General features: G+C 46.8%; 27 protein-coding genes. 10 read left to right on the top strand and 17 right to left on the bottom strand.

The genetic code is table 11. The features are described 5' to 3' along the window. Positions 1 to 78: 78 nt before the first annotated feature. A complete protein-coding gene (locus ACHA99_RS11695; protein ID WP_263201299.1) occupies positions 79 to 1170 on the bottom strand; it encodes a branched-chain amino acid aminotransferase in 1092 nt (363 codons plus the stop codon). Positions 1171 to 1388: 218 nt separating this feature from the next. Here ACHA99_RS11695 and ACHA99_RS11690 point away from each other — a divergent pair, with 218 nt between their 5' ends. Both ACHA99_RS11690 and ACHA99_RS11685 read left to right on the top strand, forming a co-directional pair. Continuing rightward, positions 1389 to 1661: a Rho-binding antiterminator gene (locus ACHA99_RS11690; RefSeq protein ID WP_105251101.1), complete on the top strand. Its 273-nt coding sequence runs from the start codon at positions 1389 to 1391 to the stop codon at positions 1659 to 1661. Between the two features lie 13 nt (positions 1662 to 1674). Next, entirely contained in the window at positions 1675 to 2016 is a 342-nt protein-coding gene (locus tag ACHA99_RS11685; RefSeq protein WP_219251781.1) for a hypothetical protein, read from the top strand. A 162-nt stretch (positions 2017 to 2178) separates the two neighbouring features. Here the strand turns inward: ACHA99_RS11685 and ACHA99_RS11680 are convergent, their stop codons facing one another. Next, the gene (locus ACHA99_RS11680; RefSeq protein ID WP_393942864.1) at positions 2179 to 2532 is read right to left on the bottom strand and encodes a RidA family protein; all 354 of its coding nucleotides are present in this window, start codon (positions 2530 to 2532) and stop codon (positions 2179 to 2181) included. An 81-nt stretch (positions 2533 to 2613) separates the two neighbouring features. Further along, a complete protein-coding gene (locus tag ACHA99_RS11675) occupies positions 2614 to 4107 on the bottom strand; it encodes a Na+/H+ antiporter NhaC family protein (RefSeq protein WP_393942862.1) in 1494 nt (497 codons plus the stop codon). A gap of 179 nt (positions 4108 to 4286) precedes the next feature. Here ACHA99_RS11675 and ACHA99_RS11670 point away from each other — a divergent pair, with 179 nt between their 5' ends. Further along, positions 4287 to 4508 (top strand): cell division protein ZapB, encoded by a 222-nt coding sequence (locus ACHA99_RS11670; protein WP_006083484.1) that lies wholly within the window; start codon positions 4287 to 4289, stop codon positions 4506 to 4508. Here the strand turns inward: ACHA99_RS11670 and ACHA99_RS11665 are convergent. The 7 genes from ACHA99_RS11665 to ACHA99_RS11635 form a co-directional block, all read right to left on the bottom strand. Next, complete coding sequence (locus tag ACHA99_RS11665; RefSeq protein ID WP_006083486.1) at positions 4505 to 4717, bottom strand: DUF1107 domain-containing protein; 213 nt, start codon at positions 4715 to 4717, stop codon at positions 4505 to 4507. The genes ACHA99_RS11670 and ACHA99_RS11665 overlap by 4 nt on opposite strands. Before the next feature lie 505 nt (positions 4718 to 5222). Then, positions 5223 to 5831 (bottom strand): thiol:disulfide interchange protein DsbA/DsbL, encoded by a 609-nt coding sequence (locus ACHA99_RS11660; protein ID WP_131524948.1) that lies wholly within the window; start codon positions 5829 to 5831, stop codon positions 5223 to 5225. A 129-nt stretch (positions 5832 to 5960) separates the two neighbouring features. Next, a complete protein-coding gene (locus ACHA99_RS11655) occupies positions 5961 to 6983 on the bottom strand; it encodes a serine/threonine protein kinase (protein WP_105250484.1) in 1023 nt (340 codons plus the stop codon). A 2-nt stretch (positions 6984 to 6985) separates the two neighbouring features. Next, a complete protein-coding gene (locus tag ACHA99_RS11650) occupies positions 6986 to 7318 on the bottom strand; it encodes a DUF3630 family protein (protein WP_263168403.1) in 333 nt (110 codons plus the stop codon). Positions 7319 to 7331: 13 nt separating this feature from the next. After that, positions 7332 to 8786 carry a YdiU family protein gene (locus ACHA99_RS11645; RefSeq protein ID WP_393942858.1) on the bottom strand — a complete coding sequence of 485 codons (1455 nt, stop codon included), beginning with the start codon at positions 8784 to 8786 and terminating at the stop codon, positions 7332 to 7334. Between the two features lie 9 nt (positions 8787 to 8795). Beyond that, a complete protein-coding gene (locus ACHA99_RS11640; RefSeq protein WP_105250486.1) occupies positions 8796 to 9107 on the bottom strand; it encodes a hypothetical protein in 312 nt (103 codons plus the stop codon). 143 nt (positions 9108 to 9250) lie between these two features. Beyond that, positions 9251 to 10087, bottom strand: a complete 837-nt coding sequence (locus tag ACHA99_RS11635; RefSeq protein ID WP_393942856.1) for a hypothetical protein — start codon at positions 10085 to 10087, stop codon at positions 9251 to 9253. Positions 10088 to 10362: 275 nt separating this feature from the next. Here ACHA99_RS11635 and ACHA99_RS11630 point away from each other — a divergent pair, with 275 nt between their 5' ends. From ACHA99_RS11630 to ACHA99_RS11615, 4 genes are all read left to right on the top strand, one after another. Then, positions 10363 to 10722 carry a DsrE/DsrF/TusD sulfur relay family protein gene (locus ACHA99_RS11630; protein ID WP_006083495.1) on the top strand — a complete coding sequence of 120 codons (360 nt, stop codon included), beginning with the start codon at positions 10363 to 10365 and terminating at the stop codon, positions 10720 to 10722. A 147-nt stretch (positions 10723 to 10869) separates the two neighbouring features. Next, positions 10870 to 11268 carry a nitrous oxide-stimulated promoter family protein gene (locus ACHA99_RS11625; RefSeq protein ID WP_071940633.1) on the top strand — a complete coding sequence of 133 codons (399 nt, stop codon included), beginning with the start codon at positions 10870 to 10872 and terminating at the stop codon, positions 11266 to 11268. A 57-nt stretch (positions 11269 to 11325) separates the two neighbouring features. Beyond that, positions 11326 to 12240, top strand: coding sequence for a hypothetical protein (locus tag ACHA99_RS11620; RefSeq protein WP_393942853.1), 915 nt, complete (start codon positions 11326 to 11328; stop codon positions 12238 to 12240). A 154-nt stretch (positions 12241 to 12394) separates the two neighbouring features. Then, on the top strand, positions 12395 to 12979 hold the full coding sequence (locus ACHA99_RS11615) for a YSC84-related protein (protein ID WP_105250489.1): 585 nt from the start codon (positions 12395 to 12397) through the stop codon (positions 12977 to 12979). A 147-nt stretch (positions 12980 to 13126) separates the two neighbouring features. Here the strand turns inward: ACHA99_RS11615 and ACHA99_RS11610 are convergent, their stop codons facing one another. The 7 genes from ACHA99_RS11610 to ACHA99_RS11580 all read right to left on the bottom strand — a co-directional run bounded on the left by ACHA99_RS11610 (position 13127) and on the right by ACHA99_RS11580 (position 19852). Then, positions 13127 to 13981, bottom strand: a complete 855-nt coding sequence (locus ACHA99_RS11610; RefSeq protein WP_393942851.1) for a universal stress protein — start codon at positions 13979 to 13981, stop codon at positions 13127 to 13129. 31 nt (positions 13982 to 14012) lie between these two features. Continuing rightward, positions 14013 to 15503 (bottom strand): SulP family inorganic anion transporter, encoded by a 1491-nt coding sequence (locus tag ACHA99_RS11605; protein WP_393942849.1) that lies wholly within the window; start codon positions 15501 to 15503, stop codon positions 14013 to 14015. A gap of 456 nt (positions 15504 to 15959) precedes the next feature. Continuing rightward, entirely contained in the window at positions 15960 to 17210 is a 1251-nt protein-coding gene (gene arsJ / locus ACHA99_RS11600) for an organoarsenical effux MFS transporter ArsJ (protein WP_393942847.1), read from the bottom strand. Positions 17211 to 17215: 5 nt separating this feature from the next. Beyond that, positions 17216 to 18226, bottom strand: a complete 1011-nt coding sequence (locus tag ACHA99_RS11595) for an ArsJ-associated glyceraldehyde-3-phosphate dehydrogenase (RefSeq protein WP_393942845.1) — start codon at positions 18224 to 18226, stop codon at positions 17216 to 17218. A gap of 64 nt (positions 18227 to 18290) precedes the next feature. Further along, the gene (locus tag ACHA99_RS11590) at positions 18291 to 18404 is read right to left on the bottom strand and encodes a thioredoxin family protein (protein WP_393942843.1); all 114 of its coding nucleotides are present in this window, start codon (positions 18402 to 18404) and stop codon (positions 18291 to 18293) included. Between the two features lie 11 nt (positions 18405 to 18415). Continuing rightward, positions 18416 to 19414 carry a permease gene (locus tag ACHA99_RS11585; protein ID WP_393942841.1) on the bottom strand — a complete coding sequence of 333 codons (999 nt, stop codon included), beginning with the start codon at positions 19412 to 19414 and terminating at the stop codon, positions 18416 to 18418. 90 nt (positions 19415 to 19504) lie between these two features. Continuing rightward, on the bottom strand, positions 19505 to 19852 hold the full coding sequence (locus tag ACHA99_RS11580) for a metalloregulator ArsR/SmtB family transcription factor (protein WP_105250495.1): 348 nt from the start codon (positions 19850 to 19852) through the stop codon (positions 19505 to 19507). A gap of 357 nt (positions 19853 to 20209) precedes the next feature. On the opposite strand from ACHA99_RS11580, the gene ACHA99_RS11575 reads away from it, so the two are divergent. The 3 genes from ACHA99_RS11575 (at position 20210) to arsH (ending at position 22734) form a co-directional block, all read left to right on the top strand. Then, positions 20210 to 21493, top strand: coding sequence for an arsenic transporter (locus ACHA99_RS11575; protein ID WP_393942839.1), 1284 nt, complete (start codon positions 20210 to 20212; stop codon positions 21491 to 21493). An 87-nt stretch (positions 21494 to 21580) separates the two neighbouring features. Next, positions 21581 to 22015, top strand: coding sequence for a glutaredoxin-dependent arsenate reductase (gene arsC / locus ACHA99_RS11570; RefSeq protein ID WP_263255848.1), 435 nt, complete (start codon positions 21581 to 21583; stop codon positions 22013 to 22015). After that, positions 22012 to 22734 carry an arsenical resistance protein ArsH gene (gene arsH, locus ACHA99_RS11565; RefSeq protein WP_311981122.1) on the top strand — a complete coding sequence of 241 codons (723 nt, stop codon included), beginning with the start codon at positions 22012 to 22014 and terminating at the stop codon, positions 22732 to 22734. The genes arsC and arsH overlap by 4 nt, the downstream gene beginning before the upstream one ends. Positions 22735 to 22858 lie beyond the last annotated feature (124 nt).

Here is a 22858-nt window from a genome sequence, read left to right as displayed (position 1 = left end):
CGAAGTCTACAAATGTCATCGCAAAATTCAGCCAATAAAAAAGGCTCCTAAGAGCCTTTAAACATCACCACAAATTCCTTACTTTGCTAAACGTTCAACACGCTTAACCCAACCTTCAGGACCTTTAATATGGCCCTTTTGGATTTCGGTATACAGTTTATAGATGCGCTGAACATGCTCGCCCACTTCACCATTACCGACAGTGACAACATGGCCATCTTCAAAAATGTAGGAGCCTACAGCAGAAACCACGGCCGCCGTCCCAAAACCACCAGCCTCGACAATTTCACCAGATTCAATATCAGCGATAAATTTATCAAGCATGACAGTCTCTTGGCGCACTTCACAACCGAGCATATCTCCCAATTCCATAATAGATTGCGAGGTGATCGACTTCAAAATAGTATCTGTGAAGGTTGGAATAATCACAGTGCCATCTTTCAGAATGTGGAAATGATTCATCGCGCCCGCTTCTTCAATCTGTTGATTGGTTGAATCGAGATATAACACTTGCGATGCACCAAAGGCTGCCGCCGCTTTACCCGCACGCAACGAAGCCGCATAGTTACCCGCAGCTTTTGAGGCGCCAGTGCCACCCGATACTGCACGATGGAAAGTTTTGCTGATCAGCAAGCGTATGCCTTTGTTCACGCCAGCCGCGTAATAAGCGCCACTTGGGCTTAACACGACACAGAAGGTATAACGCGAACTTGGGCTCACAGAGAGGCGGTCTTCGGTCGCAAAAATAAAAGGACGAATATACAGACACGCGCCTTCTTGCATCGGGAACCACAGGCGATCGACATCAATCAACGCATTGATCGCATCCATCTGCATTTGTTCATCGATATTAGGAATACAAACGATATCGGCGGAGCGATTCATCCGCTCGGCATTCTTATTAATGCGGAAAGTATAAATCTCGCCATCTTCGTGCATAAAGGCTTTCGCGCCTTCGAAGATCGACTGGCCATAATGCAACGCCATTGCACCCGGTGCCATTTCAAATGGTCCATAAGGAACGATGCGCGGATCGCACCATTGTCCATCATGATAATCCATCAAAAACATATGATCGGTTCTGAGGCTACCAAAGCCCACATTCCCCTCGGGCTTGAATTGCTCAGTACGGCGCTCGGACGCAGGTTTTAAATTGTAGGTTATTTCCATCGCATACCACCTTGATTACTGAACAAGCAGACTAGGGAGCGACAGGAATAAAGTCAAGAGGGGCGCGCATATCTAAAGGTCTAAGCAAATAAAAAACTCGCTAACACGCTTGGTTCAACTTTTCACACGGCCTCAGAGACAGGATAAAACAATCCACAATAATGCCAATGGCAAGTATTTTTGCCACAATAGGGTCGAACTCCCAATGAGATGATCCAATGTCAGATTATAAAATGATCCCCTGCGCCCACTACGACTATCTCGAACTCGCCTGTCTGCGTGGTTATCAACTCAACATTGAGCTTATTGATGGCACCCAATGCCAAGGTAAAGCTATCACCACGCAGACAAGAGCCGACAAAACTGAGTGGCTTATCATCCAACTGCAACAAACTAAACAATCCCTTAGACTCGACCATATCGCCGCCATCACCCCCCTCGAGCCTAATGCTGAATTTAGCCGAGTACTCATTGCGGCCAAGCAACCCTAGCAAAGGATATAACATGGCAACTATGATTTTATCGGTTGAAATCGGTCATTGGATCGGTGGGCATAACGGCCAATACCCCCATCTCATTGAGTTTGATATGGCACATTTAGATAGACCCTTTCAGGTCAGCGAAGGTTGGGGGCATGGTTTAGGAGGCTCCGCTTACTCACTCGCACAATTTGTCGAAACGCCTTATTTCCTCAAACTCAAAACCGAGGCTCCTTGGGCGTTTGCCATTATCGAACAAGGCTTAGCCCAACAAGATATTGAGACTATCGCCACCGCACTCTCAGAACAATATGGGGATCATCCGCCGCTTGTCCCTGCACATTTAATGGAATACTTATTAGGTTAAAGCAAAAGGGTTTTGTTAGAAGAGAGTGGACCTGCTGAACAATACAGGTTTAGTTAGCGAGGTGTATTGCGGAAAAGCTTCACCGAGTCATGACACTCGGTGACAGGATTCGAAATAGGGATCGAAACAGGCTTCTAAACGGGACGAAAAATAGCTTAGCGCTTAAACCGCAACCGCCGCAATCACTGAGACTTCAACCAAATATTCAGGCTCGGCAATAGCGGCTTGCACACAAGCACGGGCTGGCGCATGACCTTTAGGCACCCAAGTATCCCATACCGCATTCATCGCATCATAATCACCCATATCTTTCAGATAAATAGTCGCTGACAGTAAATGCTCACGCGAACTTCCCGCCTGCGCTAACAAGGTATCGACCTCCTCAAGCATAGTGACAGTTTGCTCGGTGATACCTTGATACTTGTCCTTCGCCACTTGACCACACAGATACACAGTACCTTGGTGGATCACTATACTGCTCATGCGGGTACCTACATCTAAACGGGTAATACTCATATTGATAATCTCTTAAATCAGATGCACTTAAATAAATGGCTCAGTAAGAACCGAATCGGCCATTTTAGCGATAAACTGGCTTTATGTCTGCGCCACGAATCTGGGCAAAGGTGAATAAAAACGTGCCATCAAGACAAATAATCCTAGACTACAGCTCACCACGGCCAGCCACACTAACGGCGTCGCCACGGCTAAATTGACTAATTGAAATCCGACTAAGGCTGCGCATGCCGCGATCAAAGCAAAGGGCAACTGAGTCACCACATGGTCATGGGGAGCGCAACCTGAGCTGGTCGCACTGAGCACGCTGGTATCTGAAATGGGCGAGCAGTGGTCGCCAAAAACCGACCCCGCCATCACAGCGCTCAGTACAGGTAACAACAAATGAGGATCTAAGTTATGGGCAATCTCTGCGCCAATAGGGATCATAATTGCAAATGTTCCCCAGCTTGAACCCGTCGCAAAAGCCATTATCGCGCAGAGTAAAAACATTCCCGCTACCAGCAGATGCGGGGAAAGATAAGCCTTAGCCCAAGCAGCCAATAATTTAGCGACGCCAAGATCTTGGATCACAGTGCCAATCATCCAAGTGCAGAGTAAAATCGCAATGGCGAAGGCGATCATGCGAACTCCGTGGCTCAAATCCCCCACTAACGCCGTTAAACGTCGCCCAGACAAGCCTAACATGGCAAGAGTGACCAAGGTTGCCAACAAACAAGCATCGCGCATAGAAGCGCCAATATCAGCCTTAGCAAGCCAAAGTGACACATCCCAAGAAGAGACCTGCTGAGCCCCCGACCACAAAGTTAATCCAACTGAAGCAGACAGCAGAGTCAGCATAGGGATTGCGAGCAGCCAAGGATTTCCCTTAACCTCGACCGTATTGGAGGATTCCACAGCAGTAGCAGCAACAAAAGAGTGAAAACCCACGCCATACCAAGCGACGAGCACGGACAAGCCTAAGGTCACTATGGCGTAAAAGTTAAACAAGGCTACCTCAATAAAGGCTTCCAGTGGCGACACAGGTAAAAAGCTGATCCCCGCGATAAGCGCCATCACATAGGGGCCCCAACTGGAGAAAGGCAATAGCGCGCATAAAGGCGAAGCATTGGAATCAACCAAATAGGCAAGCTGCTCATGGCGAATACCATAACGCTGGCTGAGCGGCTGACACACATGGCCGACAGCAAGACAACTGAAAATCCCATCGATAAACACTAACCAACCAAGAAATACGACCCCAAGACGCGCCTGACGCTCAGTACGAATACGGCTATACAGCCAATCGCCAAACTGACCCACGGCACCGCCACGTGCTAACAATTGCGTCATGCTACCGAGCAGTAACATGGCGAACAGCACATTGAGATGCCACGCTTGCCAAGCACCTTGGGCATAAAATTGTTTTACACCGATATCAAGCAAATACAACCCAGTTTGCAGCGGGTCAAATTGGGCGATCAATAGGGCGCCAGAGACGATACCAACGCCTAACGCCACCAGCGTGCGGCGTAAAAACAGGGCTAAGGTTAAGGTCAACAGTAACGGGAGTATGGCGAGCAAACTAGGCGACATGGACCATTCCGATAAAAAATAAAACCAAGAATACTAACGAGTTAATAACAAATGCAAAAAAACTTAATTTAGAACCCAGTAATAGGGTGTTTTTTGACCAAACGGCAAGAATCGCTATTCCTTAAGTTCTAGGCACTGCTAGAATCACAGTCCCATCCAGAAACCATAGGACTCTCCAGATGAGCCTTGAATTACTGTCCAAACTGGAAACCAAAATCCAGGCTGCACTCGAAACTATCGAGCTTCTAAAAATGGAGCTTGAAGAAGAGAAGCAAAAAGCGTCTACGCTGAGTGAGCACAATCAACAATTGAATGCGCAAAACCAGCAACTACAAGAAGAACTCACTTCTTGGAACGAAAAAGTGACTGGCCTTGTTGGCTTGTTAAACAGCGAAATCTAAACTGCATTAGTTTGATGATGCTGCGCTTCGATCAGTTCGTTCAATTCTAAAATAGCCTGCTTCACTTTTGGCAGGCTTTTTCTTGGCAGTAAAAACCGTCCCTTCTCAAATTCCAATCGTCCTAAATCTTTAACCCAAATAACACCAGTGAGAAAAATACGCGCGTGCTTAACGATAAGCTTAGGTGCGTAGACAGGAAAAACTCTCATATGACCACCTACAAGCATTCTTGTTGTTATTGATTACAGTTGTTTGACAGAAGCTTTGCCACTTGAGTTTCATCGTTAGAGTGGTATTTTTCATCTTTTATCGCCAAAAATACTTAATCGTTTGATTTAGTTAAACTATGAATATGTCACCCTGTGAGTAAAAAAGAAGAACGCCATAATAATGTCACTTGCCAATTTTTTGACACTCTGCTAAATTATTAGCGTTACTCAGGGTAAAAATGAGTCCTCTGGCTCAAGTCCGTACTTTCTTTTACAAGAAGTACGGTTTTTTTTGCCCATTTTTTGCCTCGTCTTTATTCCATAAGTTCAAACGACTAGCCTACAGAGGCCTAACTCAGTACGTTAAACTCCCTATCAAAGCGCTATTTGCCTTGTTGTTGCCAACCGCCCCAATAAAAAAGAGCCCTTAGGCTCTCTTTAACATGCAATCGATACAGCATTATCATCCGCTCATATGACAGCAGTGCGGGTAACGCCTATCGAACTATTTTTTTGCTAGGTAGAAAGCAATTTCTAACAGCTCGTCGTAGGATTTGATTGCCCCTGTTTCAACACGGTACTTACCGTTAACAACCAGAGCAGGTACACCCGTCAGCTTAGCATTTTCAGTATCACGCTTCATCTTTGCCATTTGCGCCTTTACCATGAAAGACTCTGCAGCCGCATCGAAGGTTTTACCATCGACACCGTTAGCAATAAACACAGCACGAACATCATCGCGATTAGTAAAATGCTGTTTCTTCTCATGAATAGCAGAGAATAACGCCGCATCCATTTTCTCATCGACGTTTAACTGATGTGCGACTGCAAATGCGCGTGACATTTCAACCCCCATCTCTTTGCCGATAAAATCAACGTGTGCTTGGTTAAACGCAACGCCTTCTGGCTTCTCGGTGAGAATTTTTGGCACTACGGTTTTAGAGAAAGTAAAACAATGCGGACAATAGAAAGAGAAAAACTCAGTAATCTCAGGCTTCGCAGTTGCTGGGCCATCGTTAATCACTGTGTAATGCACACCTTCTTGGTATTCCACAGCCGATACTGCCAGTGGCGCCATTAACAGAGCCGCGGCCATGAGTAATACTTTTTTCATGAAAATTCCTTAAATCATTTTGATAAATTGGCTGGAGACTAACATATTCCATTTTTTGAGTGTAACTCAAGCTTAAGAGTTCAATCTAATGTCACAAGATACGTCTGTGAAATCATATTTTGCTCAATGCTAATACGGCACTAGGCTCAGTGGTGGTTCGCTAAGGGCAAATAATTGCTCTTTGAACGCCAAAATCTGCTGTTCCCAATACTTTTCATCCCCAAACCACGGGAAGTTCATCGGGAAAGCAGGATCGTCCCAGCGACGGCCAATCCACGCGTTGTAATGCACCATACGCAGCGCCCGCAACGGTTCAATCAAGGTTAACTGTCTTGTATCAAACTCACAAAATTCTTCATAGGCTTCGAGTAAGATCTCAAGCTGCATCAGTTGCTGCGCTCTATCCCCGGTTAGCATCATCCATAAATCTTGAATCGCCGGTCCCATGCGAGCATCGTCTAAATCGACGAATCCGGGACCGTCTGGCGTCCACAAAATATTGCCTGGGTGTAAATCGCCGTGTAAACGAATGGCCGCAAAATCTTGGCGATCCCAAATCGCATTCGCCTTTGCCAACACCTGCTCTACTACGGTAAAGAACGGCAAGCGTAGGCTATTAGGCACCAGATTAGATTGCTTTAACCACGCGAGCGGCTCGGCGCCTAAAATCTGCGGATTCAGCGGTTCACGTTCAGCAAATACCGTTTGCGCCGCGTACTGATGTATACGACCGATGAACCGACCCACTAATTCCAGCTGCTCTAAATTATCGACTTCGAAGGCGCGACCACCCAAGGAAGGAAACAGGGTAAATCGATAACCTTGGTACTTGTGTAACGTATGGCCTTCGATAATTACAGGTACGGCAATCGGGATATCTTCTGCCGCGAGTGCGAGCGCATAATCATGTTCCTCTTGGATCTGCGCATCGCTCCAACGATCTGGGCGATAGAACTTCACCACATAACGCAGCCCTTCATCGCTACGGAACTGATAAACGCGGTTCTCGTAACTGTTCAGCGCGAGTAAGCCCGTTTCTGGGTACACGCCCAGACTTTCGATCGCATCTAAGATCAAATCCGGTGTTAGGGCTTGAAAATGGAACTCTGCGCCGCTAGAACTCGTGGTTGGTGGCGTCATATTCTGACTCATATTCAGTTCACTCTTAGGTGAGGTTGCAGCAAAGTGGCTAAGTATTCCAGCACCTCAAAATCGGCTTCTCGTTCGGTCGAGAGCCAGCAAATGTTGCCGTAAAACTCATAATTGAGCCATAACTGGCTGCCTTCAAATTCTAATAACCATTGATGCCTGTCGGCACCCCACTGACGCTCGCGCACAGTGCAATCTAGCGCCGCGGCTAAGGGTTCGGCAAAGTCGGCGAAACGATCAAAATCGATATCCGCACTGACCGCTAAACTTAAGGCACTTTTATCTAAGCTAATGGTATCTAAGCTCATGGCTTTTAAATGCGTACTTGATAATTTCATGCTTGTTATCCCATCAACTACTACATGACATGATCAAGCCTTGGCCCCAGTCTGGTGGACGCTTGGCCAAGTCTTCATGCTCTGCGTGTTCGGCAAAGGGCTGAGTTAAGATTTTTTGCAGCAAATGCAGCGGCGCAAGATTACCCTCTTCTACTGCGATTATCGCCTCTTGGGCTAAATAGTTACGCAAAATATATTTGGGATTCACATTATTACGCTCAGTTTGCCACGCAGGGATATCAGCCACCACGCCCAATCGCTGTTGATAGGCTTGATACCAAACATCAAACTGACAGACATCGATAAAGTCATCCCGCAGCGCACTGTGTTTGCTGGTTGGATCTAACTTGCCTAATTGACGCCAAGTCTGAGTGTAATCGAGTTGATTTTTCTCCATCAGCACAGTAAATCGACCTATAAGTTCGAGATCCTGTTTGTCCTGCTCCACCGACGAAACATCAACTGCAGATAGACCTAGTTTTGCCCGCATCAAGCACAAATAAGGCTGCACTAGCGCCTCTTGGTATTGATTAAGAATGGCAATTAAGTCATCGGATGGGATCACTGGTGTGAGCGCCTGCGCTAAACGTTGCAAGTTCCACAAACCGACACCCGGCTGCTGACCAAAGGCATAGCGACCTTCGGGATCAGAATGATTACAGATAAAGTCTTCTTGGAATGTATCGAGGAACGCAAAGGGACCGAAGTCAAAACTGTCACCTAGAATCGACATATTGTCTGTGTTCATCACGCCATGGGCAAAACCGACCGCCTGCCAGTGGGCAATCATCTTGGCGGTATCTTGCACTACCTGTAAAAACCACGCTTTATAACCTGCGGCATCACAACTCAAATGGGGATAATGCTGAGTAATAGTGAAGTTGAGTAATTGAGTCAGCTTATCGGCACGGCCGCGCTCACTGTGGCAGAAAAACTCGAAATGACCGAAACGAATATGGCTACGGGCTAAACGCACGGTAATGGCTGCGGTTTCTTGGCTCTCACGCCATACGGGCAAGTCAGAGCCAATCACGGCCAAAGCGCGAGTCGTCGGCACGTGCAGATGATGCAGCGCCTCAGAGACTAAAAACTCGCGCACCGCGGAGCGCATCACAGCACGGCCATCACCACGGCGCGAATAAGGCGTCGGACCGCCGCCTTTAAGAGCGACATCCCATGCGCCATTTGGACCAATCGCTTCACCTAAAATGATCGAGCGTCCATCCCCTAAGCGCGGCGTGTAACCGCCAAATTGGTGGCCGCTATACACTTGGGCATAGTAGGTCGCGCCATCGACGGCCGCATTGCCAGATAAGCCCAATAACAACTCATCGGTGGGTTGGCTCAAGCCAATCAATTGCGCGGCGTCATTACTCCATGCCAGCCATTCAGGCTTAGTTATCCCTTGTGGATATACTTGCGAGTAAAACTCAGGCAGCTGAGTAAAAAAATCCTGTTTAAACTTCATCTTGTCCACCTATTGGCTCATGGTCTTGCAAACCAGCACCGACTTATCGTCGAACTCGCATAGGTGCCCACATTGATAAGATCCAAGGCCAAAACCACTCACGCCAGAACGACTTAGACGTTGCATACCATGAGCCTTGCTCTGGCATTGCTCTAGAGAATCGTAGTAACCATTAATATCTTCGGCCTGCAAAGGTGTCACCGGAATGGCACTCACATCGGGATAATAAAATAGAGTCCATTCTGGGGTTTTAGTACAGCCACTGAGTAGCAATAATCCAAGCCCGAATAAGACATTCGGTAAGGCATAGCTTAGTTTCATTTTTCCCCTATTAAGCCCATAAAAAAGGCGAACCTTAGTTCGCCTTTTGCGCATTCAGTTAGCAGGGATTCTACACTGCTTAGACGAGGGAAATAACCGCTTTTCGACTAAGGGTTTACCCGCTAAGCGCTCCCTACAACATATCAAGCCGTGGTTGCTTTAGTCTGTGCTTTCTCAATCCGGTTGATTCGGCCCTCAAAGCCAGTGACAGTGCCATCGCTCAGCCCAAGCTCGAGTGCTTTACGACAGATGACAATGGCGGCATCGAAGGCTTGGGTATCATTTAGCAAGGTGGCTAAATGCAGGAAACCGGAAGATTTAAGCTCAGTATCTTTGCCTTGCTCGGCGCTAGCCGCTTGGAACAGTGCAATATACTCTTCCGCTAATTGAGCACCATAGTTGAGGTAATCCGCCGATTTACGCTGTTTGTAGCATTCAGCAATCATATTTTGCAGCGCGGTATAGCGAGCACTGGCTGACGTCGCTCCTTGATACTCCTCAAAGGCCCGAACTAAAGTCACATTCGCCCAAGCCCCTGGCGCACCGACCTCAGAACGTGTGTTCGATGCTGGCTCTGCGTCATCTTGGGTGTCAGCTTGTTCATCTGTAGGCGTAGTGCCTAAAATGATCACCGCCTCTTCGTTATGGGCTGCAGGTATATCGACTTCGATGATATCTGTGTCTAGCGCCACCGAAATGCTCGCAGGGCTTTCGGTCTCACGGGGCATTAATTCGGCTTCAACTTCGATAACGGGCTCTACTTCAGCCACGCCAGTATCCTCAACCCTTTTAACTGGCTCAGGTTCTACACGCTCGGGCTCAGCAGCGGAGAAAATAGGTGCCTCTTCGGTGGGAACTACAGGTTTTACCGAGGTCGACTTGGGTTTCATCGCCTCTTGTTCTTCTTTCGCCAATCGCTGCGCGCGAAGGAATAAAAACACCCCGACAGCAATCAGTATAAATACGACTAAGATCTTCATTCTTGTTCACCTTTGATAGCCGCTTCTCATCAGAAGCCGTGTCAATGGGTTTGCCAACGTCCATCAGGACTGTGTCCATGGCAACCGAGTCTAGCTAAAAATTGAGCAGAGATTAACCGCTATTAAAGTCCATTGTGTCGGTGCAAATCAAGTATTTATGCCTTTTTATACGATCTTGCGCTCAAATAGTTATAGCCAATTGCGCTAGACTGGCACAATCGAGTTCCCTAATCCCCCCCCATCCACCTGCTTATAACAAACATAAGGAAAACCTGATGCAAAGTATTCTTATCGTGGCCCATGCCAGTCCCTACGGAACAGAAAAGCTATTTAATAGCTTACGCATCGCATTAGCCCTGAAGGATCAGGACGAGCAAGCGGTCGATCTTAAACTTTTTCTCATGTCAGATGCCGTGTTTGGCGCACTCAAAAATCAAACCACACCTGACTTAAGCTACAACCTGCAGCAGATGTTTGAAATTCTCTCGGCACAGCAAGTTCCTATTCTACTTTGCAAGACCTGCGCTCAAGCACGAGGTGTTACTGCGGAAATGATTATCGAAGGTGCGCACATAGGCACACTACAAGATTTAACTCGCTGGACACTGGCCGCCGACAAAGTGATGCATATCTAAGATTTATTTTTAGGTGTGACATTGGGGATAGTTGGATTATTTAAAGCCCCATTTTGTGCGCACCTTCATAAATTGGCGCTTTCGTTTTGTCAGCGCCAATTTCACTGCCTATGATGGGATATCCGAGTGACAAGCTAAGGTATTCCAATGGGCACAGCCACACTGCTTACGGGCAAACTCCTGTACGAACACCAAACCATTGCCGCAATGGTGACGATTTATTGCAAGGCGAAACACCAAGGCCAAGACGCGACGAGCCTATGTGCAGATTGCATTGAGTTATTGGATTATGCCGCAACACGCCTAGATCGCTGCCCCTACGGACAAAACAAACCCACCTGTAATAAATGCCCAGTGCATTGCTACAAACCTGCGCAGAAACAAATCGTCAAAGAGATCATGATCTTTTCTGGTCCACGGATGTTATTACCGCATCCCGTTCGTGCAATCAAGCACTTACTCGCAGAACGCATTCCTGTTCCCAGCGTTGTGCCCGAGGCGGCTTCAAATCGCCATCAGCGCATAGCAAGCCAACAGAAAAACTAACGGCGATACTTTTACCGAGCCGATTTCCCTGATATAACAGGGCTCGAGGTATCGCATATGAACGAGTTTCATAGTTTTTTCACTCAAGCTTACTGGTGGTTGTCATTATTTGGAGGCGTACATTGCCTCGCGTTAGCTATTTATATTCGCTATTTTTATCACCCAGACGCTAACCAAAAACTCCTCGCCGCTTTCTTAAGTCTTATTGCTCTATACTTCCTCACGGGTATGTTAAACCGCGATAACAGTCCAATTCCCATTCATATCCTATTCAATCTGATTAACCCCATCTATTTTTTGCTCATGCCTTTGCTCTATCTATATTGCAAACGCAGTTTAGCACCAACCAATAAACCGCTAGGGTTTTCAAAGCATTACTGGCCATCTGCATTAACATTATTTTTCGCCATTTTAGATATTGCCCTAAGATTAACTGCGCATCCCATTAACGAGTGGCAACCCATAGCTCTGATGCTTAAAGAAATGAGTATCAGCCAATGGGGCGCTCTACTCCCAGCGCTGTTATCTGTACAAACCTGTTTTTACTTTATCGCGCTGTGGATGTTGTTTCGTCGACATAAACGCAATCAAAGAGATGTCACTCAAACCCAAGAGGCGCTCGGCACCATTCGGTTTCGTTGGCTGATAAGCTTGACCTTGGCCATGTTGTTGAATTGGTTAATCCGCGTATTTGTGGTGATCTTGCCTTTCTATCTTGGTGATAATCTATCGCTACTTTCCCACGCATTGCCAAGGCTGACCTTACTACTGAGCATGTATATGCTGGCGGTGTATGGGCTAAAGCAAATCACCCGCTCTGCCTACTTAAAAGGCCGCATGGCCGAACCAGAGTTAGAGCAACGCCCACTCGTCATTGAAAATGTTCTCACCCCAGAGGAGTATGAATTTTTGCATCAAGTTCAGCAGGACGATGCAGAAAAAAACCAAGGTTCTTCGCCACCTAAGAACTAATTGGCGAAACCGCACTCCAATCATCACCACCAATATCACTCCAACCATTAAGTCGAACACTGAACCTAAGCTGACACATATGTCACTTTTGGCTGTCATTTGTGTCGATAAAGGCTAGTCTGGAACAACTAAAGACTTGAGAAGAGGCGTTACCATGAAATCATTTTTAACAGCCATTGCGGCATCAACATGCCTTATTGTGAGCCTATTTGCTGCCCCAACTGTACATGCAGATGAAAGCTACGATCAGGCAGTAGTCAATTTCCAAAAAGCGAAAGAAACCAGTAAATTTTTCGACACAGCCTATGGCTATGCTTTATTCCCAACTGTGGGTAAAGGCGGAATTGGGATCGGTGCAGCCTATGGCAAAGGCAGAGTCTACCAAGGCGGTGCCTATATGGGTGATTCGAGTCTGACTCAATTATCCATCGGTTTTCAATTAGGTGGACAAGCCTACAGCGAGATCATCTTCTTTAAAGATGCCAAAGCCTACGAAGCCTTCACGAGCGGCAGTTTCGAGTTTGACGCCCAAGCGTCGGCAGTTGCCATCAACATGGGAGCAAGCGCTCAAGCAGGAACCACAGGCAACTCAGCAGGCGCAGGCCAATCGGGTGGTAATCGCTCGGCGAGCGGCTCTTATATCAACGGTATGGCAGTATTTACCGCAGCAAAAGGCGGCTTAATGTTTGAAGCCGCTCTTGCGGGTCAAGCCTTTAGCTTTGAGCCTAAAGCTAACTAACACGAGCCATTCGGCTGTGATATCAAACGGCGAGCCTAAATGCTCGCCGTTTTTTCTTAAATAATTACCTCAAGCTTCTGACTCAGATGTTCTAACTAAAACCAAGTCATTAGGATTGAGCAAAATAAGTTGAAATGTATATTTAACCTAGCGAAGTAATAACAAGGGGATATGGCTTTTACTGATCATCCTTGTGGTGTTACTACCCACAAAAAACTCCCGAATACGCGAATGACCATAGGCGCCCATCACCATAAGATCGATTTGATGCTCAAGTTGATAGATCTCAAGGGCCGTTTGCACTTCTCCCTGACAAACGGCGGTAACCACATTGAAATCCGCCGCAATCAGAGATTCGGTCACCAACGCCAGTTCAGCGGTCGCCAGCGATTGATCATCAGACACCATCACTAAATGACATTCGAGCCCTTTTAAAAGTGGACTCGTTAGCACTTGATTAAGGGCTTTTTTCGCAGTAATGCTGCCATCATAGGCGATCATAAATCGCTTCGGTGCAGTAAACTCGTCCATCACCACTAAAATAGGCTGCTTAAGCGTGCGAATGACATTTTCTAAATGGCTGCCAATGGCCTGCGCTTGATCTTGATGCTGCTCCCCTTGACGGCCCATCACCACCAGTCTGGCATGGGATTCTTGCTCTAACAGGGTTTCGACTAAATCGCCGTGACGCTGCAAGGTTGCAACCATTCTGCTAGGCTGCTTCTCAACAACGCGGATTTTTGCGTCTTGCAGCATATACTTACCCTGTTCAAGTGCGAGTTTGCCTCGGCGCGCTTCGAGCTCAACCATTTCATTGAGCAAGTGCTCCCGTGTACCTAGGCCAATATTTCCCGACAGATCTGGCTCTATCGGATAGGCTGACTTATCCAATACATGCAATAGAGTTACTGAGGCATCCAGTTGCTGGGCGGCCCAGCTACTGGCGTCACATACAGCGAGTGTCACTTTTGAACCGTCGATACAGGCAATCACATTTGTCATCGTTTTTTCCTTTTCCTGTGTTGCTAAGGGCTTAGTGACCAGACATCATGTTTTCAACGTCTTCTGGCTTATCGTGCACCCCAAATTTATCGACTATGGTTGCACTGGCTTGGTTAAGGCCAATTAACTCCACTTCAGTTCCCTCGCGACGGAATTTAATCACTACCTTGTCTAGGGCCGATACCGCAGTAATATCCCAGAAATGCGCTTGAGATAAGTCGATAGTCACCTTATCAACCACTTCCCTAAAATCAAATGAATTACTGAACTTATCTGCCGAGGCAAAAAAGACTTGCCCAATAACTTGATAATGGCGACCTGCGTCGGCAGCAGCCGTTACACTCTTAACCACCATAAAACGGCCCACTTTATTAGCAAAGAACAGGGACGCGAGTAATACCCCCACAAATACTCCCATAGCTAAGTTATGGGTAGCAACCACCACAGCAACGGTCGCCACCATCACAAGGTTGGTTGATATTGGATGATGCTTAAGATTGCGAATTGAATCCCAAGAGAAAGTACCGATAGACACCATGATCATCACGGCAACCAGTGCCGCCATAGGGATGAGCTTTAACCATTCGCCGAGGAATACAATCAATATGAGTAGAAATACCCCCGCTGAAAAGGTCGATAACCGTCCGCGACCACCCGATTTAACATTGATGATCGACTGACCAATCATAGCGCAACCAGCCATACCGCCCATTAAACCCGCGCCGATATTGGCAATACCTTGGCCCTTACACTCGCGGTTTTTATCGCTTTGGGTATCGGTTAAGTCATCGACTATGGTGGCAGTCATCATAGATTCCAGCAAACCCACCACGGCAAGGCCGGCCGAATAAGGGAAGATGATCATCAGAGTTTCAAGGGTCAATGGCACTTCAGGCCAGAGGAAAATAGGCAAAGTATCAGGCAGTTGTCCCATGTCGCCGACAGTACGAATATCTAACCCCATATAAACCGCAAAAAGTGTTAATCCGACAATACACACGAGAGGCGAAGGTAAGGATTTACCGATCACTGGGATGAGTGGGAATAGGTAAATGATACCGAGGCCAGCTACCGTCATCGCATATACGTGCCAAGTCACATTGGTCAGTTCGGGCAACTGGGCCATAAAGATCAGAATCGCCAGTGCATTCACAAAGCCCGTCACCACAGAGCGGGAGACGAAACGCATCAAGCTTCCTAGCTTTAAGTAACCCGCGGCAATTTGCAGCACACCCGTTAATAGGGTCGCCGCGAGTAAATACTCGAGGCCGTGTTCTTTCACTAAGGTCACCATCAACAACGCCATAGCACCCGTTGCGGCAGAGATCATACCAGGACGGCCACCTGTAAACGCGATGACCACTGCGATACAGAATGAAGCATACAGGCCGACTTTAGGATCGACGCCTGCAATGATAGAAAAGGCAATCGCCTCAGGGACTAACGCCAGTGCAACCACAATACCGGCTAACAGATCTCCGCGTATGTTGGAGAACCACTCTTTTTTCATGGTTTGTATCATGTCACTCACTCTGATTGAAATTTAATCATATCTTCCAATAGCTAATATCAACACTTGACTCAAATGTCAGCGCATAGCCAATGAGGTACTTATGCGTCAAGGTGACGAAATGCAATTGGGATTATGGGGTACAGCAAAACAACTACCGAGTCGGTAGCGACTAAGGACGGATCTTAACGATCCAAAAAGGAAGGATTAAACTAATGCGGCTTAATGCTCATCACCGAAAAATAACCTCACTTATATGAGCCAACTCAAATTTGACTGCATTAAAAATAGTTGTGCTATTGGGAATAGCGACATAATGACGTGTATAAAACAGGCCGGAGTATAGAGAGTTGTTTGCTCAAAATCAAAAAACTTCAGTTAACATCAGAGTGATTAAAATACCCACCATACTTTGGTGGGTATTGAATAAAAACAACCGCAACAACTCAGGGATAGCTTAGGTAAGTATTAAGCACCATCTGATATCGCTTTATGCCGAGGCAGTTTGATTGAGATAAGCGCCGCTAACGCAATAAATGCCGCCGATATCCACAGACAAGCCGCCATGCCATACACTTGATACACCCAGCCAGACAACACAGTCCCGATCAAGCGTCCCATAGCATTCGCCATGTAGTAAAAACCCACATCTAACGATACGCCATCGTCATCCGCATAACTGACGATAAGATAGCTGTGTAATGAAGAGTTGATCGCGAATAAGGCGCCAAATAGCATCAATCCCCAAATCAGTATATTCTCGGCATGAAAGTCATAACTTATCGCCAGCGCAATGCCTGCTGGCACTATGCTCAATATCGCCGCCGAACCTAAGGCGCTACGTCCATCGGGAACCTTGTTTTTGCCCGCCGACTTTGTCCCCGTCAAGCGAGGTGCGAAGCCTTGCACTATGCCATAACCTATCACCCAGAGTGCGAGAAAACCGCCGACATACCAATGATCCCAACCAAAGGCTGAGGCCAAATAAACGGGTAAAGCCACCACAAACCACACATCCCGCGCACCAAACAAAAACATGCGTGCGGCAGAAAGCGTGTTTACCGCCGGACTCTTAGAGAAAATTTCCGTGAACTTAGGTTTGTTTTTGGCTTTACCTAAATCGCGTTGCAAACTTAACAGACTACAAATCCACACCAGCAATAGGCCAATCGCCATGCCTAACACGGCCTGCTGGAATCCAAACAGGGTCAGTAAGGCGCCGCCCAAGAAGAACCCCGCGCCCTTTAGCGCATTTTTGGAGCCAGTGAGCATGGCAACCCACTTATACAGCTCACCCTGAGCATCATTGGGCACCAACAACTTGATACTGCTTTTTGCACTCATTTTATTGAGATCTTTAGCGATACCCGACAAGGCCTGCGCCGCCATCACCCAAGCAACCGTCAGCATACCGCTAGGCACAAGCAGCATGCTAAGGGCAACAATCTGCATAAATAGGCCCACATTCATGGTCTTATTTAAGCCTAAACGCGCCCCGAGCCAGCCGCCGACTAAGTTCGTTACCACCCCAAAGATTTCATAGAAGAGGAATAGCATGGCAATTTGCAGCGGGCTATAACCTAATCCATGGAAATGGAGCACCACTAACATACGTAATGCGCCATCGGTGAGCGTGAATGCCCAATAGTTGCCTGTAACCACCAAATACTGGCGGATCTCGGGTGATATGTTAGACAAGAACCCTGTCAGCTTAGCCATAAAGCTTATGCCTTATCCATCAGACCGACCATGCGGGCCAGTTCGACGGTGCGATTGGCATAACCCCACTCGTTATCATACCAAGCGTAGAGTTTGACCTGAGTACCATTGATGATCATGGTCGATAGCGCATCGATAATGCTCGAACGGGGATCGGTTTTATAATCCACCGACACTAACGGGCGTTCCTCATAACCTAAAATGCCTTTTAATGGCCCTTCGGCGGCTTCTTTTAACAGGCGATTGACCTCAGCCTCCGTTGTTGGGCGACTCACCTCAAACACGCAATCGGTTAATGAGGCATTCGCAAGCGGCACCCGCACGGCATGGCCGTTAAGCTTACCTTTGAGTTCAGGGAAAATATGGGTAATGGCCGTCGCCGAGCCCGTTGTCGTGGGGATAAGGCTTAAACCACAGGCCCGCGCACGGCGAAGATCTTTATGCGGCGCATCTAAAATAGTTTGAGTGTTGGTAATATCATGAATGGTCGTCATGGAACCATGCACTATGCCGAGGTTTTCGTGGATCACTTTGACGATTGGCGCCAAACAGTTAGTAGTACAGGAGGCTGCGGTTACAATCGGATGAATGGCTTTGTCATAGAGTTGATGATTCACCCCCATGACGACGTTTAACACGCCCTCTTCTTTAACGGGCGCAGTGACTACAACGCGTTTAACGCCTTGTTCTAAATAAGCTTGTAGCACTTCTTTGGTTTTCATCTTACCCGAGGCTTCAATCACCACATCGCAGGCGGACCAATCGGTTTCCCCGATGGTTTTATTGCGAGTACAGCGAATACGCTTGCCATCGATAATGATGTCATCAGCATCGGCATTGGCTTCGTACTGCCAGCGACCATGCACAGAATCGAATGTCAGCAAATGGGCTAAGGTCGCCGCATCCCCTGCGGGATCATTAATCTGCACAAACTCAACCTCATCCCAGCCCCAAGCAGCGCGCAGTGCTAAACGTCCCATACGGCCAAAGCCATTTATCCCGATTTTGATTGTCATACCTGCATCCTTCACACTCAGTTTGATATTAGGTGTTTTATATTATTTTTTTAAGATTAAAGCGTTATCTGTTCGATATAGCCGCGCTAATGCCCTTCTCGTTGGCAATGGCGGTAATAATCTCAGCGGTTTTAGTGTATTTAGCGCATCCACTACCTAATACTTTGATATTTAACATTTTTATAATTCTCACAGAATGGGACCTATAGCGTTAAAGATCCAACCGATTAAGGTGAATGAAATCAATAAAATAGCAAAAACGATGGCCAGCAAACGCCATTGCATCACCTGCTTGAGCAAAATGAACTCGGGAAAACTGGCGGCAACCGTAGACATACAAAATGCCAATGTCGTCCCTACGGGCAAGCCATTAGTGATAAGGCTCTCCATGATAGGAATAACCCCAGTCGCATTGGAATACAGAGGAATACCAATCAATACCGCCGCAGGAACCGACCACCATTGACCATCGCCTAAGTGGGCTTCGATCCAACCGTCAGGCACAAATCCATGGAGTGCGGCGCCAAGCCCAACCCCAATAATGACCCATTTCCACACTCGGCCAAAAATCTCTAGGGTCTCGCCTTTCGCAAATTCATGTCGCTCGGTTAACGTCATGGATGTTGATGTCATACCCTCGCTATTATCGCGACTTGCTTGCGCCTGACCTTGCTCGAGTGCTTTGGCGGCAAAGGACTGCAGCCAACGCTCAGCGCGAATCGAGTCCAAAAATGCCCCCGCTAACATACCCACTGACATGCCGACCAGCACGTATATCACAGTGAACTGCCAGCCCAGCAGACTCACAAGCAACAGAACAGCGACTTCATTAATTAACGGCGAAGTGATCAGAAATGCCATAGTGATCCCAACGGGGATCCCCGCGGAAGTAAAACCTAAAAAAACCGGAATGCTAGAACATGAGCAGAATGGGGTAACAGCGCCAAAACCCGATCCCATAACGTAACCGACAAAACGATTTTTACCCGCCAAGTAATCCCGAACCCGCTCAACATTGAGCGAGGCCCGCACCAAAGCGATGCCATAAATCATCAGCAACAGGAGCGCAAAAATCTTAGTGGTATCTTCAATAAAAAAATGGATGGCGTCGGCGAGCTTAGTATTGGGCTCTAAACCCATCAAATCAAAAGTTAACCAGCTTGCTAAATCTGAAAATATTTGCAGCATTGTTACGCCACCTTAATATTAAGCAAAACTTTATACACGTAAACATATGAAAAAACGTATATTTGAGGTTAAATTTTTGCTGCTAGTCTTCTAGCAGCAAGCTTTAGCACGGTCAGGACGCCCGCCCATCTTGCACAAATTACGCATATTTTCTTCAAGGAATACAGTGTTTTGATTGGTAACTTCACTCAACACTAACTGACTCCATTCGGGTAAGTCATTATTGATACGATAGAAAATCCATTGCCCCTGACGGCGATCAACTAATAAACCGCATTTACGTAATTGGGCCAAATGTCGCGAAATCTTAGGCTGGGTCTCTTGCAATGCCTCGGTCAATTCACAGACACAGAGCTCCCCCTCTTGCTGGATCAACATCATGCAACGCAAGCGGGTTTCATCGGCTAAACATTTAAAAAACTGGGTTGGATTAATCATTGATGCCCTTAGACTGAACTAGTACAAACATTTTGTTCCTTTTGTTAACTTTCCTAAATGTTCATTCAAACAGCAAGCTGTGAGCGGTAAGAAACAACACTCGTTTTTCATGGCTATGGATCTTTTGGAAAGACCTTGTACAATATATACGAATTTTCATATATGTAAATATCCGTATATAAGATCACCTTAAGTTTCACGCATTAGTCAAAATGGTGTTTGAGTATAGTGTTCAACACTAAGATACATACGAAAATTCACATATAAAAAATCATTCAAACCCACCGACAATATCGTTAGGTGAGGGCATTATTTTATGGTTGAGGGTAGACAATCTCTACTCTTTGAGGAGCTTGTATGTGGTTAGCAGGGGCAATTTTTGTTCTCACCATAGTGTTAGTAATTTGGCAACCTAAGGGGTTAGGCATAGGTTGGAGTGCTACCTTGGGCGCCGTATTGGCCCTACTACTGGGTGTGGTCCACTTAGGGGATATTCCTGTGGTATGGAATATTGTCTGGAATGCGACCGCCACCTTTATTGCCGTGATCATCATCAGTTTATTATTAGATGAGTCGGGATTTTTCGAATGGGCCGCGCTACATGTGGCCCGTTGGGGCAAAGGTCGTGGCCGTTTACTCTTTACTTACATAGTATTACTCGGCGCGACTGTTGCCGCATTGTTTGCCAATGATGGCGCGGCGTTGATCCTCACCCCGATCGTAATTGCGATGTTACTGGCTCTGGGCTTTAGCGCCGGAGCAACCTTAGCCTTTGTGATGGCGGCGGGTTTTATTGCCGATACCGCAAGTTTGCCGTTAATTGTCTCTAACCTAGTCAATATTGTTTCGGCGGACTTCTTCAATATAGGTTTTAACGAATACGCCTCTGTGATGGTGCCCGTCGATATTGCAGCTATTAGTGCCACCTTAGTCATGCTGCATCTGTTTTTTCGCAAAGATATTCCCGCGACCTACGACTTGCAAAAACTACGCGAACCTAAGGCCGCCATTCGCGACCTCAACACCTTTAAAACCGGTTGGGGCGTATTAGTCTTACTCTTGGTGGGCTTTTTTGGCTTAGAACCGCTCGGTGTGCCCGTGAGTTTAGTCGCTGCCGTGGGTGCCCTGCTCCTGTTTGTTGTTGCGAAAAAAGGCCATGCCATAGATACCACTAAGGTACTGCGCGGCGCGCCATGGCAGATAGTGATCTTTTCACTCGGCATGTATTTGGTTGTTTATGGTCTTCGCAACGCAGGCTTAACCGATTACCTATCGAGCGTATTAAATAGCTTGGCAGAACAACGGCTTTGGGCTGCCACTATGGGCACGGGCTTCTTGGTCGCCTTTTTATCGTCCATCATGAACAACATGCCAACGGTGTTAATTGGCGCCCTGTCGATAGACGGTAGCAATGCCACCGGCGTGATTAAAGAAGCCATGATTTACGCTAACGTGATTGGTAGCGATTTAGGCCCTAAAATCACCCCCATCGGCAGTTTAGCAACCCTGCTATGGCTGCATGTACTGGCGCAGAAAAATATTAATATTACCTGGGGCTATTATTTCCGCGTCGGCATAGTGATGACGCTACCTGTGCTATTTGTCACCCTAGCGGCACTGGCACTGCGCCTCTCCTTCTAATCTTCGTCCATGGGCACTAGAGCATCTGTTTAGTGCCTATGGATAAATTTATAAGCGATTATTTATCAGAGACATGTTATGACTAATATGATTGATGACAGCATTAAGATTTACCACAATCCAGCCTGTGGTACATCGCGCAACACTTTAGCATTGATCCGTAATAGTGGAGTCGAACCCCAAATCATCCACTACTTAGAAACGCCACCCTCCCGCAATGAATTACTTAAGTTAATTAATGAGATGAAAATCTCTGTGCGTTCATTGTTACGCAACAATGTTGAACCATTTGAACGACTAGGACTTTCTGAAGACACATTTACTGATGAAGAACTGGTTAACTTTATGCTGACTTATCCCATTTTAATTAACCGTCCTATCGTCGTTACGCCGCGAGGCACAAAACTCTGTCGCCCATCTGAGACAGTGCTTGATATTTTGACCAAAGCACAACAAGGCCCTTTCACCAAAGAAGATGGCGAAATCATCATTAATGAACAGGGACAAAGAGTTCGCACATGAAACCACTAAACCACGATATGCCAGCGCTCAAACAAGAATTAATGGTTAATAACATGGATATGGACTGTTTTAATCTAACTCCTTTAACCCATCCGCCTAGAATACTGATGCTTTATGGCTCAGTACGAGAGCGCTCCTATAGCCGACTGACGACGGAAGAAGCCGCTCGACTATTAACACACATGGGCGCAGAGGTGCGTATTTTTAACCCTTCTGGACTTCCACTTCCTGATGATGCGCCTGACAGTCATCCCAAAGTCATGGAACTAAGAGAAATGGTACGTTGGTGCGAAGGTATGGTGTGGTGTTCACCAGAACGCCACGGTGCGATGACCAGTATTATGAAAGCTCAAATCGATTGGATCCCTTTGGCTGAAGGTGCTGTCCGGCCTTCACAAGGTAAGACATTAGCAATAATGCAGGTGAGTGGTGGTTCACAGTCCTTCAACACACTAAACCAAATGCGTATATTGGGCCGATGGATGCGCATGTTCACCATACCCAACCAATCTTCAATCGCAAAAGCTTGGTTAGAGTTTGACGAGGCAGGCCGAATGAAACCTTCGCCTTACTACGATCGCGTAGTTGATGTTATGGAGGAATTGATGAAGTTCACTTTACTCCTGAGGGGCAATGTTGATTTCCTCACGAACCGATATAGCGAACGCAAAGAAAGCGCTTCAGAGCTATCAACCCGAGTAAATCAAAAAGAAATATAGATTAAACACTAAAAGTATTCTGAACTATGGAGCAAAAGATTAGCCCAGCGCCAACTTTTGCTCCAGATAAGAACCATCACGCCAAATAAATACATTCCAAATACACGAGTGAGCACCTAAATCC

Origin of the sequence: Shewanella sp. S23-S33, from assembly GCF_043359565.1 — a bacterium.
GTDB lineage: Bacteria > Pseudomonadota > Gammaproteobacteria > Enterobacterales > Shewanellaceae > Shewanella > Shewanella oncorhynchi.
Note: the sequence above shows the minus strand (reverse complement) of the source record. Positions and strands in the feature narration are given on the sequence as shown.

What these genes read in the sequence shown, in the direction of transcription:
- ACHA99_RS11680 (WP_393942864.1), bottom strand. Translation starts at nt 2,532, where the DNA reads ATGAGTATTACCCGTTTAGATGTAGGTACCCGCATGAGCAGTATAGTG.
- ACHA99_RS11675 (WP_393942862.1), bottom strand. Translation starts at nt 4,107, where the DNA reads ATGTCGCCTAGTTTGCTCGCCATACTCCCGTTACTGTTGACCTTAACC.
- ACHA99_RS11695 (WP_263201299.1), bottom strand. Translation starts at nt 1,170, where the DNA reads ATGGAAATAACCTACAATTTAAAACCTGCGTCCGAGCGCCGTACTGAG.
- ACHA99_RS11590 (WP_393942843.1), bottom strand. Translation starts at nt 18,404, where the DNA reads ATGTTAAATATCAAAGTATTAGGTAGTGGATGCGCTAAATACACTAAA.
- ACHA99_RS11585 (WP_393942841.1), bottom strand. Translation starts at nt 19,414, where the DNA reads ATGCTGCAAATATTTTCAGATTTAGCAAGCTGGTTAACTTTTGATTTG.
- ACHA99_RS11655 (WP_105250484.1), bottom strand. Translation starts at nt 6,983, where the DNA reads ATGAGTCAGAATATGACGCCACCAACCACGAGTTCTAGCGGCGCAGAG.
- ACHA99_RS11630 (WP_006083495.1), top strand. Translation starts at nt 10,363, where the DNA reads ATGCAAAGTATTCTTATCGTGGCCCATGCCAGTCCCTACGGAACAGAA.
- arsH (WP_311981122.1), top strand. Translation starts at nt 22,012, where the DNA reads ATGAAACCACTAAACCACGATATGCCAGCGCTCAAACAAGAATTAATG.
- ACHA99_RS11580 (WP_105250495.1), bottom strand. Translation starts at nt 19,852, where the DNA reads ATGATTAATCCAACCCAGTTTTTTAAATGTTTAGCCGATGAAACCCGC.
- ACHA99_RS11575 (WP_393942839.1), top strand. Translation starts at nt 20,210, where the DNA reads ATGTGGTTAGCAGGGGCAATTTTTGTTCTCACCATAGTGTTAGTAATT.
- ACHA99_RS11660 (WP_131524948.1), bottom strand. Translation starts at nt 5,831, where the DNA reads ATGAAAAAAGTATTACTCATGGCCGCGGCTCTGTTAATGGCGCCACTG.
- ACHA99_RS11625 (WP_071940633.1), top strand. Translation starts at nt 10,870, where the DNA reads ATGGGCACAGCCACACTGCTTACGGGCAAACTCCTGTACGAACACCAA.
- ACHA99_RS11650 (WP_263168403.1), bottom strand. Translation starts at nt 7,318, where the DNA reads ATGAAATTATCAAGTACGCATTTAAAAGCCATGAGCTTAGATACCATT.
- ACHA99_RS11620 (WP_393942853.1), top strand. Translation starts at nt 11,326, where the DNA reads ATGAACGAGTTTCATAGTTTTTTCACTCAAGCTTACTGGTGGTTGTCA.
- ACHA99_RS11665 (WP_006083486.1), bottom strand. Translation starts at nt 4,717, where the DNA reads ATGAGAGTTTTTCCTGTCTACGCACCTAAGCTTATCGTTAAGCACGCG.
- arsC (WP_263255848.1), top strand. Translation starts at nt 21,581, where the DNA reads ATGATTGATGACAGCATTAAGATTTACCACAATCCAGCCTGTGGTACA.
- arsJ (WP_393942847.1), bottom strand. Translation starts at nt 17,210, where the DNA reads ATGGCTAAGCTGACAGGGTTCTTGTCTAACATATCACCCGAGATCCGC.
- ACHA99_RS11640 (WP_105250486.1), bottom strand. Translation starts at nt 9,107, where the DNA reads ATGAAACTAAGCTATGCCTTACCGAATGTCTTATTCGGGCTTGGATTA.
- ACHA99_RS11615 (WP_105250489.1), top strand. Translation starts at nt 12,395, where the DNA reads ATGAAATCATTTTTAACAGCCATTGCGGCATCAACATGCCTTATTGTG.
- ACHA99_RS11685 (WP_219251781.1), top strand. Translation starts at nt 1,675, where the DNA reads ATGGCAACTATGATTTTATCGGTTGAAATCGGTCATTGGATCGGTGGG.
- ACHA99_RS11670 (WP_006083484.1), top strand. Translation starts at nt 4,287, where the DNA reads ATGAGCCTTGAATTACTGTCCAAACTGGAAACCAAAATCCAGGCTGCA.
- ACHA99_RS11595 (WP_393942845.1), bottom strand. Translation starts at nt 18,226, where the DNA reads ATGACAATCAAAATCGGGATAAATGGCTTTGGCCGTATGGGACGTTTA.
- ACHA99_RS11605 (WP_393942849.1), bottom strand. Translation starts at nt 15,503, where the DNA reads ATGATACAAACCATGAAAAAAGAGTGGTTCTCCAACATACGCGGAGAT.
- ACHA99_RS11610 (WP_393942851.1), bottom strand. Translation starts at nt 13,981, where the DNA reads ATGACAAATGTGATTGCCTGTATCGACGGTTCAAAAGTGACACTCGCT.
- ACHA99_RS11635 (WP_393942856.1), bottom strand. Translation starts at nt 10,087, where the DNA reads ATGAAGATCTTAGTCGTATTTATACTGATTGCTGTCGGGGTGTTTTTA.
- ACHA99_RS11690 (WP_105251101.1), top strand. Translation starts at nt 1,389, where the DNA reads ATGTCAGATTATAAAATGATCCCCTGCGCCCACTACGACTATCTCGAA.
- ACHA99_RS11645 (WP_393942858.1), bottom strand. Translation starts at nt 8,786, where the DNA reads ATGAAGTTTAAACAGGATTTTTTTACTCAGCTGCCTGAGTTTTACTCG.